This is a genomic window from Streptomyces blastmyceticus, assembly GCF_039521185.1.
GTDB classification, from domain to species: Bacteria; Actinomycetota; Actinomycetes; order Streptomycetales; family Streptomycetaceae; genus Streptomyces; species Streptomyces blastmyceticus.
Genome location: NZ_BAAABW010000011.1, coordinates 31,014 through 45,813, shown reverse-complemented (window position 1 = coordinate 45,813; position 14,800 = coordinate 31,014). Strand labels below are relative to the sequence as shown.

17 protein-coding genes are annotated in these 14,800 nt (G+C 73.3%); 6 read left to right on the top strand and 11 right to left on the bottom strand.

The window, feature by feature from the left end:
* Positions 1-9: 9 nt before the first annotated feature.
* Both ABD269_RS09670 and ABD269_RS09665 read right to left on the bottom strand, forming a co-directional pair.
* Positions 10-690, bottom strand: coding sequence for a lysoplasmalogenase family protein (locus ABD269_RS09670; RefSeq protein ID WP_344117354.1), 681 nt, complete (start codon positions 688-690; stop codon positions 10-12).
* The gene (locus tag ABD269_RS09665; protein WP_301888333.1) at positions 687-1,586 is read right to left on the bottom strand and encodes a sterol desaturase family protein; all 900 of its coding nucleotides are present in this window, start codon (positions 1,584-1,586) and stop codon (positions 687-689) included. The genes ABD269_RS09670 and ABD269_RS09665 overlap by 4 nt, the downstream gene beginning before the upstream one ends.
* A 188-nt stretch (positions 1,587-1,774) precedes the next feature.
* Between ABD269_RS09665 and ABD269_RS09660 the strand changes: the two genes are divergently transcribed.
* From ABD269_RS09660 to ABD269_RS09650, 3 genes are all read left to right on the top strand, one after another.
* Positions 1,775-2,767, top strand: coding sequence for a DEDDh family exonuclease (locus tag ABD269_RS09660; RefSeq protein ID WP_344117353.1), 993 nt, complete (start codon positions 1,775-1,777; stop codon positions 2,765-2,767).
* 46 nt (positions 2,768-2,813) lie between these two features.
* On the top strand, positions 2,814-3,641 hold the full coding sequence (locus ABD269_RS09655; protein WP_344117352.1) for an SURF1 family cytochrome oxidase biogenesis protein: 828 nt from the start codon (positions 2,814-2,816) through the stop codon (positions 3,639-3,641).
* Between the two features lie 84 nt (positions 3,642-3,725).
* Positions 3,726-4,475, top strand: coding sequence for an SDR family oxidoreductase (locus ABD269_RS09650; RefSeq protein ID WP_344117351.1), 750 nt, complete (start codon positions 3,726-3,728; stop codon positions 4,473-4,475).
* Between the two features lie 278 nt (positions 4,476-4,753).
* Here the strand turns inward: ABD269_RS09650 and amaP are convergent, their stop codons facing one another.
* Genes amaP through ABD269_RS09625 form a run of 5 tightly spaced genes read right to left on the bottom strand, consistent with a single transcriptional unit; the run spans position 4,754 to position 7,003 of the window.
* Positions 4,754-5,350 carry an alkaline shock response membrane anchor protein AmaP gene (amaP, locus tag ABD269_RS09645; protein ID WP_344117350.1) on the bottom strand — a complete coding sequence of 199 codons (597 nt, stop codon included), beginning with the start codon at positions 5,348-5,350 and terminating at the stop codon, positions 4,754-4,756.
* A gap of 7 nt (positions 5,351-5,357) precedes the next feature.
* Complete coding sequence (locus ABD269_RS09640) at positions 5,358-5,978, bottom strand: DUF6286 domain-containing protein (RefSeq protein ID WP_425572860.1); 621 nt, start codon at positions 5,976-5,978, stop codon at positions 5,358-5,360.
* Complete coding sequence (locus tag ABD269_RS09635) at positions 5,975-6,337, bottom strand: Asp23/Gls24 family envelope stress response protein (protein WP_301894531.1); 363 nt, start codon at positions 6,335-6,337, stop codon at positions 5,975-5,977. Before ABD269_RS09635 ends, ABD269_RS09640 begins: the two co-directional genes overlap by 4 nt.
* Before the next feature lie 41 nt (positions 6,338-6,378).
* The gene (locus ABD269_RS09630) at positions 6,379-6,570 is read right to left on the bottom strand and encodes a hypothetical protein (RefSeq protein WP_116211088.1); all 192 of its coding nucleotides are present in this window, start codon (positions 6,568-6,570) and stop codon (positions 6,379-6,381) included.
* 10 nt (positions 6,571-6,580) lie between these two features.
* The gene (locus ABD269_RS09625; RefSeq protein ID WP_301888320.1) at positions 6,581-7,003 is read right to left on the bottom strand and encodes an Asp23/Gls24 family envelope stress response protein; all 423 of its coding nucleotides are present in this window, start codon (positions 7,001-7,003) and stop codon (positions 6,581-6,583) included.
* A 196-nt stretch (positions 7,004-7,199) separates the two neighbouring features.
* Here ABD269_RS09625 and ABD269_RS09620 point away from each other — a divergent pair, with 196 nt between their 5' ends.
* Together ABD269_RS09620 and ABD269_RS09615 are read left to right on the top strand one after the other, a co-directional pair.
* Positions 7,200-7,910: a nucleopolyhedrovirus P10 family protein gene (locus tag ABD269_RS09620; RefSeq protein WP_344117349.1), complete on the top strand. Its 711-nt coding sequence runs from the start codon at positions 7,200-7,202 to the stop codon at positions 7,908-7,910.
* Between the two features lie 227 nt (positions 7,911-8,137).
* Entirely contained in the window at positions 8,138-8,782 is a 645-nt protein-coding gene (locus ABD269_RS09615; RefSeq protein ID WP_344117348.1) for a hypothetical protein, read from the top strand.
* A gap of 35 nt (positions 8,783-8,817) precedes the next feature.
* On the opposite strand, the gene ABD269_RS09610 is transcribed toward ABD269_RS09615, so the two are convergent.
* The 3 genes from ABD269_RS09610 to ABD269_RS09600 all read right to left on the bottom strand — a co-directional run bounded on the left by ABD269_RS09610 (position 8,818) and on the right by ABD269_RS09600 (position 11,969).
* Complete coding sequence (locus tag ABD269_RS09610; protein ID WP_344117347.1) at positions 8,818-9,609, bottom strand: enoyl-CoA hydratase/isomerase family protein; 792 nt, start codon at positions 9,607-9,609, stop codon at positions 8,818-8,820.
* A gap of 130 nt (positions 9,610-9,739) precedes the next feature.
* Positions 9,740-9,961: a helix-turn-helix domain-containing protein gene (locus ABD269_RS09605; protein ID WP_030366669.1), complete on the bottom strand. Its 222-nt coding sequence runs from the start codon at positions 9,959-9,961 to the stop codon at positions 9,740-9,742.
* Between the two features lie 409 nt (positions 9,962-10,370).
* Positions 10,371-11,969, bottom strand: coding sequence for an ABC-F family ATP-binding cassette domain-containing protein (locus ABD269_RS09600; RefSeq protein WP_301888298.1), 1,599 nt, complete (start codon positions 11,967-11,969; stop codon positions 10,371-10,373).
* Positions 11,970-12,252: 283 nt separating this feature from the next.
* Here ABD269_RS09600 and ypfJ point away from each other — a divergent pair, with 283 nt between their 5' ends.
* The gene (ypfJ, locus tag ABD269_RS09595) at positions 12,253-13,140 is read left to right on the top strand and encodes a KPN_02809 family neutral zinc metallopeptidase (protein WP_344117346.1); all 888 of its coding nucleotides are present in this window, start codon (positions 12,253-12,255) and stop codon (positions 13,138-13,140) included.
* 124 nt (positions 13,141-13,264) lie between these two features.
* Here the strand turns inward: ypfJ and ABD269_RS09590 are convergent, their stop codons facing one another.
* Positions 13,265-14,704 carry a hypothetical protein gene (locus ABD269_RS09590; protein ID WP_344117345.1) on the bottom strand — a complete coding sequence of 480 codons (1,440 nt, stop codon included), beginning with the start codon at positions 14,702-14,704 and terminating at the stop codon, positions 13,265-13,267.
* Positions 14,705-14,800 lie beyond the last annotated feature (96 nt).

Below are 14,800 nucleotides of genomic sequence, written 5' to 3'. Positions count from 1 at the left end.
CCGTCATGCTCAGGAGGTCGTACGGATCTCACGGTACGCCGGGGCCTTCGGGGCCGCTGATGCGGGCACCGCCCTGAGCAGCCCCTCCGCCAGCAGGTACTGCGCCCCGAGGTACGTCAGCATGACCCAGAACTGCGGCACCGGCGCCTGCGGCCAGTCGGCGAGCCCGGTGGCGAGGAGGGTGTCCGACAGCAGGAACAGCAGCCCGCCCACGGCGGTCGCCACCCGGGCGCGGGTCGCGCCGAGCGCCATCGCGGTCAGCAGCAGGCTGTAGAGCGCGACGGGGATCCGCAGCCGTGCCTCCAGGTCGGGCCACAGCAGCGCCACGGTGCCGAGCCAGGCCGCGGCGTACGCACCGGCGAGGCCGTACGTCCGCCTGCCGGGCGCGCTGCCGTGCCGGGCCCAGAGCGCGAGGTAGCAGACGTGCCCGGCGGCGAAGGAGCCCATGCCGAGCAGGAAGACGGTGTCCCCGCCGACGCCCAGCAGGGTGTCACCGCCGCAGCCGAACAGCAGCGCCACGGCGAGCAGCCGCGGCCCGCCGCGCGCGAGCACGGACGCCGCGAGGAGCGGCATCAGCGCGGGCTTGGTGACGGGCGCGACGCCCGAACCGGCGAGCAGCGCGCAGAGGTGGGCGACTGCGACGGCGAGGAAGGCCGCCTGGAGCACACGGGCGGTACGTCCGCCGCTCACGCGGCCCGCTCACGGGCGGGGCCCGGCGCCCCGGCCGGCCGCTCCGGCGCCCGCGGCGGCGGCCCCGGCTGCCAGCCCGGCCCGCGGAACACCCGCCCGGCCCGCTCCCGCCAGCTCCGCGCCGCCCGCAGGTCGCGGAGGATGGCCGCGTACTCGTGGGTGGCCACGCGCAGGGGGTTGTACGTGTCGATGTTCTTGGTCAGCCCGTAGACCGGCCGCTCCGTCTCCGGCACGAACGAGCCGAAGATCCGGTCCCAAATGATCAGAATGCCACCGAAGTTGCGGTCCAGATAGCCGCCCTGCGAGGCGTGGTGCACCCGGTGGTGGGACGCGGTGTTGAGGACGTACTCCAGGGGCCGGGGCAGCTTCCGTACGCGCTCGGTGTGCACCCAGAACTGATAGACCAGGTTGGCCGACGCGCAGAACGCCAGCGCCGCCGGGTGCACCCCCAGCGCGATCACCGGCACATAGAACGGCCACACGGTGAGCGTGGTCCACGGCTGGCGCAGCGCGGTGGTGAGGTTGAACTTCCGGCTGGAGTGGTGCACCACGTGGCACGCCCAGAGGATCCGCACGACGTGGTGGCCGCGGTGGGACCAGTAGTAGAAGAAGTCCTGGACGAGCAGCATCAGCGGCAGCGTCCACCAGAGCACGGGCACGCGCAGCGGGGTGAGTTCGTAGACCGCGGTGTAGACGGCGACGATCGGGATCTTCCACAGAGCGTCGAAGACGAGGCTCCCGAGGCCCATGCCGACACTGGTGGCCGCGTCCTTGACCTCGTACCCCGCGGCACCGCTCTCCTCGGCCGGGCGCAGCCGGTAGCTCACCAACTCCAGTGCGGTGAGCAGGAGGAAGGCGGGAACGGACCACAGCACGACATCGGGAAGGTGCGGCATGGCGGCACGATAAGCGCGCCGCCGGGTGGGGCGCTAGGGGTTGTTACCGACGGGTTACCGGTCGGTGTTACCGGGAGTTCCCCCAACCCTCTTCCGAGTGACCCAAATCACCCCCGCCTCTCCCAACCCGCCTCGTTCCCGCCCCACTCCACCCCCGGTGTCAGTGCGGCCCCGTATTCTCTGTGACCATGCTCGTAGACCGTGCCGCCGACGAATCGCCGACCCCGTGGCCGGCCGCGTATCCCGAGGGGTATGCGGTCGTCGACGTGGAGACCACCGGGCTCGCCCGTGACGACCGGATAGTGTCGGCCGCCGTCTATCAGCTGGACGCGCGCGGCCGGGTGGAGGATCGGTGGTACACGCTGGTCAACCCGCAGCGTGATCCGGGCCCTGTGTGGATCCACGGGCTCACCACCGAAGTCCTCGCCGACGCGCCGCTCTTCCCGGAGATCGCCGACGATCTGGCGAAGCGGCTGGACGGGCGGGTGCTCGTCGCGCACAACGCCGCGTTCGACTGGTCGATGCTCGCCCGGGAGTACGCGCGCGCGAAGGTCACCGCTCCCGTGCGGCAGCGGCTGTGCACGATCGCGCTCTCCAAGGAGCTGGGGCTGCCGCTGCCCAACCACAAGCTGGAGTCGCTCGCCGCGCACTACGGCGTGGTGCAGCAGCGCGCCCACCACGCCCTCGACGACGCCCGCGTGCTGGCGGAGGCGTTCCGGCCCAGCCTGCGGCTCGCCGCCGAGGCGGGGCTGCGGCTGCCGCTGCTGGCCTGCCAGCCGCTGACCGAGTGGTCCGACGCGCCCGCCCCCACGCAGTCGGCGGGCATCGGCTACCAGCCGTCGTACCGCGCCGCGACCTGGCGGACGAGCCGTAAGCGCCCGGCGTGCCCGTACCCCAACCCCGGCAGGTACAAAGAGGGCGAACAGCTCATTCAGGGCATGCGGGTGGCGATCTCGGGCGACACCTCGGTCGACCGCGAGCTGCTGGAGGACCGGGCCATCGACGCGGGGCTGCACATCGCCTCCAGCGTGTCCCGCCTCACCAGCCTGCTGGTGACCAACGACCCCGGCTCCCCCACGTCCAAGACCGCCAAGGCGCGTTCCTTCGGCACCCCGGTGATCGACGAGGCGGCGTTCATGCAGCTGCTCCTGCATGTGGTCCCGGCGCAGCAATCCAAGTGAGCACCCGATGCCCGGTGGGCGAACCCCGCCAGGTACCGTCAAATGCGTGTACCGCTTCCTGCTGTCCCGGCAGTGGGTGATCCTCACGCTCGTGGGGCTCGTCCTCATCCCGGTGATGATCAAACTGGGCTTCTGGCAGTTCCACCGCCATGAGAGCCGGGTCGCGCACAACGACCTGGTGGCCCGCAGCCTGACCGCCGAGCCGGTGCCCGTCACCGAGCTGACGAAGCCCGGCCGGCCCGTGCCGGGCGGCGACGTGTGGCGGCAGGTCACGGCCCGCGGGACGTTCGACACCAAGGACGAGGTCGTGGTCCGGCAGCGGACCGACAAGGACGGGCAGCGCCAGGGCTACTACGTCCTCACCCCGCTGGTCCTGGACGGCGGACAGACCGTCCTCGTCAACCGCGGCTGGATCCCGCCGGGCGACGACCTGACGAAGTTCCCCGAGGTGCCCGCGCCGCCGTCCGGCAAGGTCTCCGTCACGGGCCGCCTCAAGGCCGACGAGACGGACTCCAGCGGCATCAAGAACACCAAGGGCCTGCCGCCCCGCCAGGTCATGCGCATCAACAGCCAGACCCAGGCGCAGGCACTCGGCCGACCGGTGCTCGGCGGCTATGTCGAGCTGACCGAGCCCGACCCGGGCACCAAGGGCCCCCAGGTCGTGCCCGAGCCCGACCACGACAGCATCGGCCCGCACATGGCCTATGCCGTGCAGTGGTGGCTGTTCGCCGCGTTCGTGCCCGTCGGCTGGGCGATCCTGGTCCGCCGCGAGCGCCGGGACCGGGCCGAGGAGGCGGCCAAGGCCGCCCGGGCCGCGGCCGCCGCCGACGGGCCGGACCCCGAGGTGGCCCGCACCGCGCCCGCCGCGGAGTAGCCGCCCCGGAGGCCCTCCGGCAACTGGTCGGCTTTCCCCCGGCGTTCGGCCGCGTCCGCCCGGCGCGCACGGCAGACTGAACGCATGGATCTTGGACTCAAAGACCGGGTGTACGTACTCACCGGCGCGAGCCGCGGCCTGGGCAACGCCACGGCGCGGGAACTCGTCGCCGACGGTGCGCAGGTGGTGATCACCGGGCGGGACGAGAAGTCCGTGACGGCCGCCGCGGAGGAGCTCGGCCCCCGGGCGCTCGGTGTCGCCGCGGACAACGCGGACCCCGCGACCGCCGGCCGCGTCATCGCCACCGCGCGCGAGCGCTTCGGCCGCTTCGACGGCATCCTCATCAGCGTGGGCGGCCCACCGCCCGGCTCCGCCGCGGACAACACCGACGAGCAGTGGCGGGCGGCCTTCGAATCCGTCTTCCTCGGCGCGGTCCGCACGGCCCGCACGGCCGCGGCCGAGCTGACCGACGGCGGCGTGATCGGCTTCGTCCTCTCCGGCTCGGTCCGCGAACCGATCCCGGGCCTGACCATCTCCAACGGCCTCCGCCCGGGCCTGGCCGGCTTCGCGAAGTCGCTCTCCCTGGAGGTGGGCCCGCGCGGCATCCGCGTCGTCGGCCTGCTCCCCGCGCGCATCGACACCGACCGCGTACGCGAGCTCGACGCGCTCTCGGGTGACGCGGCGCGGGTGCGGGCAGAGAGCGAAGCAACGATTCCGCTGCGGCGGTACGGGACGCCGCGGGAGTTCGGCAGGGCGGCGGCGTTCCTGCTGTCGCCGGCGGCGTCGTATCTGACGGGTGTGATGCTTCCTGTGGATGGCGGCGCGCTTCCTTAGCAGTCTGCTGCCCCTTTCGCCTGGGTGCGGGTGCGTTGCCGCCTGCGGCGGGCTTTGTCCCCTGTCCCGCCCCTTCCCGAAACTGGGGCTCCGCCCCAGACCCCGAAGCACGCTTCGCGCGCTGTCCTCAAGCGCCGGACGGGCTGATTCAGCCCGTCCGGCGTTTGAGGACGCGCCCGCAGGGCGCCCCCGCCGCAGGCGGCAACGGACCCGCAGCCGGGGGTCTGGGGCACGCGCCCCAGTTGCGGGAAGGGGCGGGGCTGGGGAACAAGCAGCCGTCAGCCCACCCGCTCAGCCCTATGGCGCAGCACCCGAAGCCGCACCCGCGCCGGCAAGCGTGCGAGCCCCGCCGACGAACGCGCATGCGCCAGCACCTCGTCCTCCAGTACGCCCAGCGCCGCCGATGGAGACGCGTGGGGAGCCAGTGTCAGGGACGCGTCCACCTCCGGCGCCGTGCGGCGGCCGCTCAGGAGGATCAGGGCGTGGTCGACGCCGTGCAAGGACTCCGTCTCGGCGGAGAGCGCCTCTTCCAGTGCGCGGCCGCGCAGTACCGCCCCCTCGCCGCCGCCGCTGTCGACGAGCACCTCGCGCAGCCGGCGGCGGCGCAGTTGGGCCAGCAGCCACCACAGGGACAGCAGCACCACGGCGCCCAGCGCGGCGAGCACGACGGGCCACCACCAGCCTTCCGCCCGCCACTTGTGCCGGGAGGCGGTGCTGAGGAGCACGTCGTGCGGTCCGTCGAAGGGCCAGGCGGACGGCAGGGAGAGGTTCCAGCGGCGGCGCAGGTCCAGCGCGCCGACGAGCACCGCGGCGCCGAGGGCGACGAGCACGACCCCGGCCAGACCCATGAGGACCCGGTTGACTGTTTTCAGCACCGCGCGTTCACCTCTTCGCCGGGCGTCGCACGTGCACGGAGAGGCCGGGGCTCCGGGCGAGTCCCAACTGCCGTACGCCGTCGGCCAGTACGGTGCCAAGGTCGTCGCGCACGTCGTCCAGGTCACGGAAGTGCGCGACGGCCCGGGCCCGGATCCGGTGGCGGCCGACGTCGACGCGTACGGACTGCACGCCGGAGACCTCCATCGCCCGGTCCCGGAGGACCAGCGCCGCCGCCCGGCGGTCGAGCCCGGCCCGCACCTCGGGGGTGCCGCGGCGCATCGGCAGCACGCCGCGCAGCCCCGGCGTGGCCGCGAGCGTGATCAGCCAGAGCCCGGCGAGCACGGCGACGGCCGCGCCGGTGACGACCCAGGCGTCGTCGAGGTGCCGGGTGGCCAGTTCGTGGGCGAGGTGCCGGCGCCAGCCCATGGCGGGCCGGTGGGCGCGTACGGCGGCCACGTCGTAGAGGAAGATCCCGGCGGTGCCCAGCACCACCGCGGCGACCAGGGCGGCGGGCAGCCGCCGCGCGGACCAGAAGCGTCCGGAGCGGCCGGCGTCGTCCGGGGCCTCGGCGGTCTCCACCGCGGGTGCGGCGTCCCGCGCCCCGGTGTCGAGCCCGTTCCCGCTCACAGCACCCTCTCCCGCCCCGCGCGCCGGGTGTGCGCCGAGTGCAGCCGCTCGACGGTGACGGCCACCTCGGGCACGTCCATGCCCGCCAACTCCCGTACGCGCTCGGCGATCCGGCGGCGTACCGCACCGCACTGCGCGCCGATGTCCGAGGGGTAGCCGAGCTCCACCGAGACGCGTACGCGGGCGGAGTCCTCGTGCACGGCGACGGTGGCGTACGGGGGTGTGTGGTCCTCCCCTCCCGGGTGCCGTCCGCCCGCCCCCGGCTCCGTGCCGTTCAGCGCCTCGCGCGCCGCCTGCGAAGCGATCTTCGCGACGACGCGGTCGGCGATATGGGTCGCACCGCGCTCAGCAGCTTCCACCACGCGCCCTTCCCGCACCCCTCGCCCGCTCCACGTGCCCGTCACCGCCGCCGGTCGTCCCGCTCCCGCGAGCGGAAGAGGTCGCCGGGATCCAGATCGCCGTCCAGGAAGCGCCCCACGACGAAGCCGATCGCACCCAGGGCGGCCACCAGCAGAAACGCTCCGAACCCACCGAAGTACCCGGCGAATGCGAGCGCCATGCCGGCGATCATGCCCACCATGGCCATGCTCATCGTGCGCTCCTTACTGGAGCCTCGGCTCCGGCTCGTCGTCTTCCTCATCGGGCAGCTTGACGTCGCTCACGGCGATGTTGACCTCGACGACCTCCAGGCCGGTCATGCGCTCCACCGCCGTGATGACGTTTTCCCGCACGGCGCGGGCGACATCCGCGATGGCGACCCCGTAATCCACGACGATCTCCAGATCGAGCGCGGTCTGGACCTCACCGACCTCGGCCTTCACCCCCCGGCCGACGGCCTTCGCGCCGCCCGGCACCCGGTCCCGCACGGCGCCGAAGGTGCGCGCGAGGCCGCTGCCCATCGCGTGGACGCCGACGACGTCACGGGCCGCAAGCCCGGCGATCTTCTCCACGACGCCGTCGGCGATGGTCGTACGGCCCCGGTCGGCCGGTGCGACCGGCGGCTCCTTCGATGCGCTCTCGGTCATCGTCGATCGCCTCTCTCCCAGCGGAGGAAATAACGTCTACGGCTCCCTTTGCCACCTTAGGCGGGGTGCACCCGCCCCGCTCGGGACATCCGCGGAAGCGCGGGCCGCGGCCGCCGCCCGAGTGAGTCGTATGCCCCGGCACCCCGGTGTACGGCAGGCTGGGACCGATGTCCCACCTGACGGCTGAGGGGTGACGGTGGTCGCGGACCGATGGGCACAGGCGGTGCGTCGGCAACTCGGATTCGGCAGGCTGCTGCCGCTCGGCGGCGCCGCGGACGGGGCCTGGATCGTGGAGTCCGCGGCGGCGGGCGTGCTGCGCCGGGCGGCGGCAGCCGCGGTGCCGGACGCCCGCGTCGACGGGCTCCGGATCTCCCTCGCCGACCCGGCGACGGCCGCCCCGCCCGCCGTACCGCCCCCGCCGAGCGCCCTCCCGGTGGGGCCCCTGCGCGTGACGGCGGACTTCGCCGCCACACCGGCCCGGCCGTTGCCGGTGGTCGCGGACGGCTTGCGCACCGCCGTGTGGGCGGCGGCTTCGGGAGCACTGGGGCTGGCGGTCGAGGCGGTCGACCTGCGGGCGACGGCGCTGCTGGAGAACCTGACGGCCGACGTGCCCCGTACCGACGACGTGGGCGCGACGACCGCTGCCGAGGGGGACGCGGAGGTCGTCCGGGCCGTGTGTTCCGTGCCGGGGGTGGTGGGCCTGCTGCCGCTGTTCGGGCAGGCGGTACGGATCGACGACGGCACGCATGCGCAGGTGCAGTTCGCCGTGACGGACCGGCGCGGTGTCCTGGAGACCGTGCGGGAGGTGCGGACGGCCGTGGCCGGGGTGCTGGCGGGGCGCACGTCCGGGCCGGTGACGGTGGCCGCGGTGGTCACGGGGATCCTCGGCGCGGATCTCCCTCGGTAAACTTCCCCGCGTTGTTGATCAAGGGGGGATTACCGATGGCCCGAAGACGGCCGCATCCGCATCAGCCGCAGTGGGGACCGCGGGTTCCACCGCCGCCCCAGATACCCGACGTGCTGAGCCGCCGTGGTGGATGCCTCGGCGCGTTCCTCCGGTCCGCGCGGGCCAAGGCCGATTCGATCTTCACCGCCTCCGGCCCCGGGCGTGTCATGGACCCGACGATAGACAGTGTGCAGAAGTGGCGAGCCATCGGCGGCGCGGTGGCTTCGTTCCTGCTGATCTGGACGTACGGCATAGACGGCGGCTGGAGCGGGGTCTTCAAGGACGGCGTCGGCAAGCTCTTCATGGCCCCGCTGATCCTCATCCTGGTGGGGCCGCTCGTGATCCTGGGCTTCATCTGGTACGCCCCGGCGGAGCGCCGTCCGCTGCTGCGGTCCCGGCTGCGCCATCCGCTGAAGGCCGTCGGCTGGTACGTGGGCGCGGTGGCCGGCTCCGTGGCCTGCCTCTATGCGGGCGCCCAGGGCAGCTCCCTGGGGTCGGTGCTCGGCGGGACCGTGGGAATGATGGTCGGGGGCGCGCTGCCGCTGGTGCTGCTGCCGGTGCTGCTGTGGATGGTGGCGTTCCTGTTCTTCTCGTCCGGTGCGGCCGCGCGGTACGCCTTCAACACCGCCGATGTGCACGCGGCTCTCCCGGCGGTGCTGACCGTGGTGCTGGTCTGGGTGCTCAACTTCGTGTCACTGGGCGACGGGCTGCCGAACGGCCCGGTGCTGGTGAAGATCGCCGCGTTCCTCGGCGGGCCGCTGTCGGTGACGGCCGTCTCCTGCTGGGAGCTGCACTACCTGCGCACGCGCCACCGGGTCCGCATACGGGGCTGAGCGCGCGGGGGCCTCGCGCCCCCGCGCGCCCGGGTTCACTCCCCCAGCCCGGCGAGGTCCCGCAGCCGGCGGGCCTGGGCCTGGCGCTCGGCGGCGCGCTGCGCCTCGTACGTGCGGCCCGCGGCGTCGCGCAGCAGGGCCTTGGTCTCGACGACGGCGTCGCGGGGCGCGGCCAGGAGGGCCGCGACCAGGTCCGAGGCGGCGGCGTCGAGCTCGGCCGCCGGGACGACCAGGTTGGCGAGGCCCGTGCGCTCGGCCTCCTCGGCGTGGACGAAGCGGCCGGTGGCGCAGATCTCCAGGGCGCGGGCGTAGCCGACCAGCGACAGCAGCGGATGGGTGCCGGTGAGGTCGGGGACCAGGCCCAGGCTGGTCTCGCGCATCGCGAACTGCACGTCGTCCGCGCAGACCCGCAGGTCGCAGGCGAGAGCGAGCTGGAAGCCCGCGCCGATGGCGTGGCCCTGCACGGCGGCGACGGAGACGATGTCGTTCCGCCGCCACCAGGTGAATGCCTCCTGGTAGGTGGCGATCTCGGCGTCGAGTGCCTCGTCGGTACCGCGGGCGAGATCGAGGAAGGACGGCTCACCCTCGAAGCCCTCGGGAGTGAAGGCCTGCCGGTCGAGGCCCGCGGAGAAGGACTTGCCTTCCGCACGCAGCAGCACGACCCGCACGCTGCCCGGCAGCAGCCGTCCGGCCTCGGCCAGCCCCCGCCACAGCGCGGGCGACTGAGCGTTGCGCTTGGCGGGGTTGGTGAGGGTGACGGTGGCCACCGCGTCATCCACGGTGAGCTGTATGCCGTCCTGGTCGAGCAGGGTCTTGGGGGCGGTCATCGGGGCCTCCGAATCGGCAGCAGTCGCGCAGTGATCAGCGCTATGTTGACTGCACAGTAACCACCCGGTCGACTGCTCGACCGACCGGGTGGCACTGCCCACACCGACGGTGCCCTTGGGATGCGTGGCGTCAGGCCGAGGCGGCCTTCTTGCCGCGCGTCGCTCCGCCGCGACCGCGAAGGATCACGCCGGATTCGCTGAGCATCCGGTGGACGAAGCCGTAGGAGCGGCCGGTCTCTTCGGCCAGCGCCCTGATGCTCGCACCGGAGTCGTACTTCTTCTTCAGGTCTGCCGCGAGCTTTTCGCGCGCGGCGCCGGTTACCCGGCTGCCCTTCTTCAGAGTCTCGGCCACCCGTGCCTCCTCATGGGAGATGCGCCTCTTGACTCTCATGATCACCCCTTGACGGCCTCCTGGCCACCCATTCGACAAGGTCCATGAGATGAGGTTTCCGCGATTTCGGGCGGTGCCGGGGCCTGGAGCAGGCGATTCCGAAGAGTCCCGCTCGTACGGCCGTACGGGTGGCGGAGCGAAGGGGCAGGTCAGGCGGGGCACCGGCATCCCATGGTGCGAACACCCCGGCGCACGGCACTGGGCGTGCGCCGGAGCGCTCGACGGCACCGCGGTACGAGCCGTACTCACTCAGATGATGGATCACCTGTCGGCCGAATGATCGGGACAGCACTGATCGAGCGCCGAGCGGACGCCGATCAAGCGCCCGCCGGGGCCGCCGCCGGGCCCCGGCCGACGGGGTCCGCGGGGGTCAGGCGAGGGCGACGAGGTCGGCGTAGTCCGGGCCCCAGAGGTCCTCGACGCCGTCCGGGAGCAGGATGATCCGCTCCGGCTCCAGCGCGTCCACCGCGCCCTCGTCGTGCGTCACCAGGACCACGGCGCCCTTGTAGGTGCGCAGCGCGCCCAGGATCTCCTCGCGGCTGGCCGGGTCGAGGTTGTTGGTGGGCTCGTCCAGCAGGAGGACGTTGGCGGAGGAGACGACCAGGGTGGCCAGGGCCAGGCGGGTCTTCTCGCCACCGGAGAGCACGCCCGCGGGCTTGTCGACGTCGTCGCCGGAGAAGAGGAAGGAGCCCAGCGTCTTGCGGACCTCGACGAGGTCGAGGTCGGGGGCGGAGGAACGCATGTTCTCCAGGACCGTGCGGTCCGGGTCGAGCGTCTCGTGCTCCTGGGCGTAATAGCCGAGCTTGAGGCCGTGGCCGGGGGTGACCTGGCCGGTGTCGGCCTTCTCGGCGCCGGCGAGCAGCCGCAGCAGCGTGGTCTTGCCCGCGCCGTTGAGGCCCAGGATGACCACGCGCGAGCCCTTGTCGATGGCCAGGTCGACGTCGGTGAAGATCTCCAGCGAGCCGTAGGACTTCGACAGGCCCTCGGCGGTGAGCGGGGTCTTGCCGCAGGGCGCGGGCTCCGGGAAGCGGAGCTTGGCGACCTTGTCGGAGGCGCGCACCGCCTCCAGGCCCGAGAGGAGCTTCTCGGCGCGCTTGGCCATGTTCTGCGCGGCCACGGTCTTGGTGGCCTTGGCGCGCATCTTGTCGGCCTGCGAGTTGAGGGCCGCGGCCTTCTTCTCGGCGTTCTGCCGCTCGCGCTTGCGGCGCTTCTCGTCGGCCTCGCGCTGCTGCTGGTAGAGCTTCCAGCCCATGTTGTAGACGTCGATCTGGGAGCGGTTGGCGTCCAGGTAGAAGACCTTGTTGACGACCGTCTCGACCAGGTCGACGTCGTGGGAGATCACGATGAAGCCGCCGCGGTAGGTCTTGAGGTAGTCCCGCAGCCAGGCGATCGAGTCGGCGTCGAGGTGGTTGGTCGGCTCGTCCAGGAGCAGGATGTCGGCGTCCGAGAAGAGGATCCGGGCCAGCTCCACGCGGCGGCGCTGACCACCGGAGAGGGTGTGCAGCGGCTGGGCGAGGATCCGGTCGGGCAGTCCGAGGCTGGCTGCGATGGTCGCGGCCTCCGCCTCGGCGGCGTAGCCGCCCTTGGTGAGGAACTCCGTCTCCAGGCGCTCGTACTTCTTCATCGCCTTCTCGCGCGTGGCCCCCTTGCCGTTGGCCATGCGCTCCTCGTTCTCCCGCATCTTGCGCAGGACGGAGTCGAGGCCGCGGGCGGAGAGGATCCGGTCGCGGGCCAGGACGTCGAGGTCGCCCGTGCGGGGGTCCTGCGGGAGGTAGCCGACCTCACCCGAGCGGGTGATGGTGCCGCCGGCGGGCATGCCCTCGCCCGCGAGGCACTTGGTGAGGGTGGTCTTGCCCGCGCCGTTGCGGCCGACCAGGCCGATGCGGTCACCGCGGGCGATGCGGAAGGAGGCGGACTCGATGAGGATGCGGGCGCCGGCGCGCAGCTCGATGCCGGAGGCGGTGATCACGGGAATTACTCCTGAGCGGGATGGACGGCGGTGGGGACGGGGGTGAACACACCCGCGCGCGGCTCACCCGCGCGGTCATGCGCGGGGCGGGCGACGGATGGGGACCGGCGCCGTCTAATGCACGAGGAGGAATGCCATACGGACCAGTCTAACGGGGGCGCGCAAGCCGGTTTCCCGGTGCGTCCGTGGCGGTTCCGCGGCCCGTGCGGGTAGGCATGGGCGCGGCGGCCGCGGGCACGCGGCGGACCGCGCACCGATACTCGGGGTGAAAGGCGGTGGGTGCATGCAGTTCGACGACGACGCGGACCTGGACACGTCCCAGGTGCAGGACTCCCGGGGCAGCCGGATCCCGGGCGGCGGCGTGACCGTCGGCGGCGGGATCGTGGGGCTGATCGCCCTGGTGCTCGGGCTGTTCTTCGGCATCGGCCCGCAGGAGCTCGGCCTGACCTCCGGGCCCGCGCCGTCGGCGAGCGCGAGCACCGGCGAGCAGGTCTCGCAGCACTGCCGCACGGGGCGCGATGCCAACACCAAGGAGGACTGCCGGATCGTCGCCGTGGTCAACAGCGCCCAGTCCTTCTGGACCCAGGAGTTCGCCCGCCGCTCGCGCACCTACACCCCGGCGTCGACCGTCTTCTTCACCGCGCGGACCAATACCGCCTGCGGGCCCGCGACCTCGGAGGTCGGCCCGTTCTACTGCCCCGGAGACCGCAAGGTCTATCTCGACCTGGGCTTCTTCAACGAGCTGCACAGCAAGTTCGGGGCCAGTGGCGGGCCCTTCGCCCAGGCGTACGTCGTCGCGCACGAGTACGGACACCACATCCAGAACCTGCTGGGCACGCTCGGCCGCGCCCAGGACCGGCAGACCGGCGCCGGGAGCAACTCCGTCAAGGTCGAGCTCCAGGCCGACTGCTACGCCGGTGTCTGGGCCAAGCACGCCACCTCGACGCCCGAGAAGTCCACCGGCCGCCCGCTGCTCACCCGGCTGACGAAGGCGGACATCGACGACGGCCTCTCCGCGGCGGCCGCGGTCGGCGACGACCGGATCCAGGAGAAGTTCCAGGGCCGGGTCACACCGGAGAGCTGGACGCACGGCTCGGCGGCGCAGCGTCAGCAGTGGTTCACGACGGGTTACAACACGGGCGATATGGCGCGCTGCGACACGTTCCGCTGACCACTCGGGCTGGAAAATCCAGCCCGTCCGGCGTTTGAGGACAACGCGGCGAAGCCGTGTTGCGGGGTCCGGGGCGCAGCCCCGTGCAACGGACCCGCGCCCCCGGTCAAGCCGAGGGCACCGGTCACGCCCCGCCCATGTGGACCTGGAAAGCCGCTCGGCGCATCGCCTTCGCCAGTGCCGGGTCCGGGTGGGCCGCCGCCAGGGCGACGAGGACCTGGACCGTGCGGGGGTGCCCAACCGCCCGTACCTCCTCCAGCAGCCCCGGCACCGTGCCCTGCACCGCCGAGTCCAGGTGGCGGACCAGCAGCCGGCTCTCCCCGTGGTCGGCGACGGCCGCGGCCGTGTCCACCCACAGCCAGGTCGCCTCCTCGCGGGTGAGGACCTCCGCCGCCTGGTCGGGGTCCCGCCCCTCGTGCTCGGCGAGCCACAGCAGCGCGTACGGGCGCAGGCAGGGTTCCTCGGCGGCCGCCCGTACGGCGGGCTCGGCGGGCGCGCCCACCGCGCGCAGGGCCTCGAAGGCCAGGCCACGGACGAGGGCATCGTCACCGCGCGCGGCGTCGAGGAGCTCGCTGAGGGCGCTGCGCGTGGGCCGGGCGGCGAGCCAGGCGCGGTACTCGGCGCGGGCCGGGCCCGGGGTGAGGTCGGCGCAGCCGCGCAGCATGGCCTCGGCGGACAGCTCGATGTGCCCGGCCGGGCTCTGCGCGGCCACACAGATCTGTTCGAGCTTGACCCAGACCGCCCAGTTGCCGAGCGGTGTCAGGAGGGCTTCCCGGGTGTCGCCGACGGCGGCGCCGGGCGTGCCGGCGTCCCGCATGACGAGCGCGCCGACGGAGGCGAGCCCTTCGAGCGCCCAGTCGAGCAGCCCGGCGAGCGGGTCGCCGCCGTCCACGGGCACGGGCGCGGCGGGTTCGGCGGCCGGCCGCGGCCCGTCGTACGGGACCTCGCAGCGCTCGGCGCGGATCTCGGCCACGCGCTGCTGGAGGAGGTCGAGGAGCATCGCCACGGAGACGGGCCCGGCCGAGAGGTGCATGACGGACAGCAGTTGCGGCGCGGCCTCGACGACCTCGGCGGCGATCGTCGCGTCCGTGCCCGCGGGCACCGGGTGGGCGAGGGACCACGCGTCGAAGAGGGCGACCCAGCCGCGGAGCACGGCGCCGTCGTCGCGGTCCCACGCCTGCAGGCGCCAGCCGGGGCGCGCGGTGTCGCCGTGCAGCTCGATGAGCCCGGCGAGGCGGGCGCGGTCCCAGTCGGAGCGCACCTGGCAGGCCGTCAACCGCAGGGCGTCGGCGGCCCGCTCGGCCGCCGTCTCCGCGAGGCCCCCGGCCGTGGCCGGGCGCAGGGTCGAGCCGCGGCCGCGTTCGTCGGCGGCCCAGCGGGCCACGCGGACCGCGCCGGTGAGGCCGCCTCTCGCCTGCCGGGCGAGTTCCGCCGGTGCCGGAGTGCCCGCGGGCGGGCGGGGCGCGGGGCGGGAGCCCCGGTTCGCCACGGCCCGGCGGGCAGCGGCGATCGGCTGTCGGGGGACCAGTCTGAGCCGGGAGTCGCGCGGAGTACGGGACGTCACAGGAGCAGTCTTGCCGTTGACGCTCCGAAAACCCAATCGGAATCAACTGTCCGGTCCCGGACCAGCACCGGAAGGCGTTCGGAAAGGGCCGGTAAC

Excerpts from the sequence above, each read along its gene's own strand:
- ABD269_RS09660 (WP_344117353.1), top strand. The coding sequence starts at position 1,775 with ATGCTCGTAGACCGTGCCGCCGACGAATCGCCGACCCCGTGGCCGGCC.
- ABD269_RS09610 (WP_344117347.1), bottom strand. The coding sequence starts at position 9,609 with ATGACCGCCCCCAAGACCCTGCTCGACCAGGACGGCATACAGCTCACC.
- ABD269_RS09625 (WP_301888320.1), bottom strand. The coding sequence starts at position 7,003 with ATGACCGAGAGCGCATCGAAGGAGCCGCCGGTCGCACCGGCCGACCGG.
- ABD269_RS09630 (WP_116211088.1), bottom strand. The coding sequence starts at position 6,570 with ATGAGCATGGCCATGGTGGGCATGATCGCCGGCATGGCGCTCGCATTC.
- ypfJ (WP_344117346.1), top strand. The coding sequence starts at position 12,253 with ATGCAGTTCGACGACGACGCGGACCTGGACACGTCCCAGGTGCAGGAC.
- ABD269_RS09665 (WP_301888333.1), bottom strand. The coding sequence starts at position 1,586 with ATGCCGCACCTTCCCGATGTCGTGCTGTGGTCCGTTCCCGCCTTCCTC.
- ABD269_RS09650 (WP_344117351.1), top strand. The coding sequence starts at position 3,726 with ATGGATCTTGGACTCAAAGACCGGGTGTACGTACTCACCGGCGCGAGC.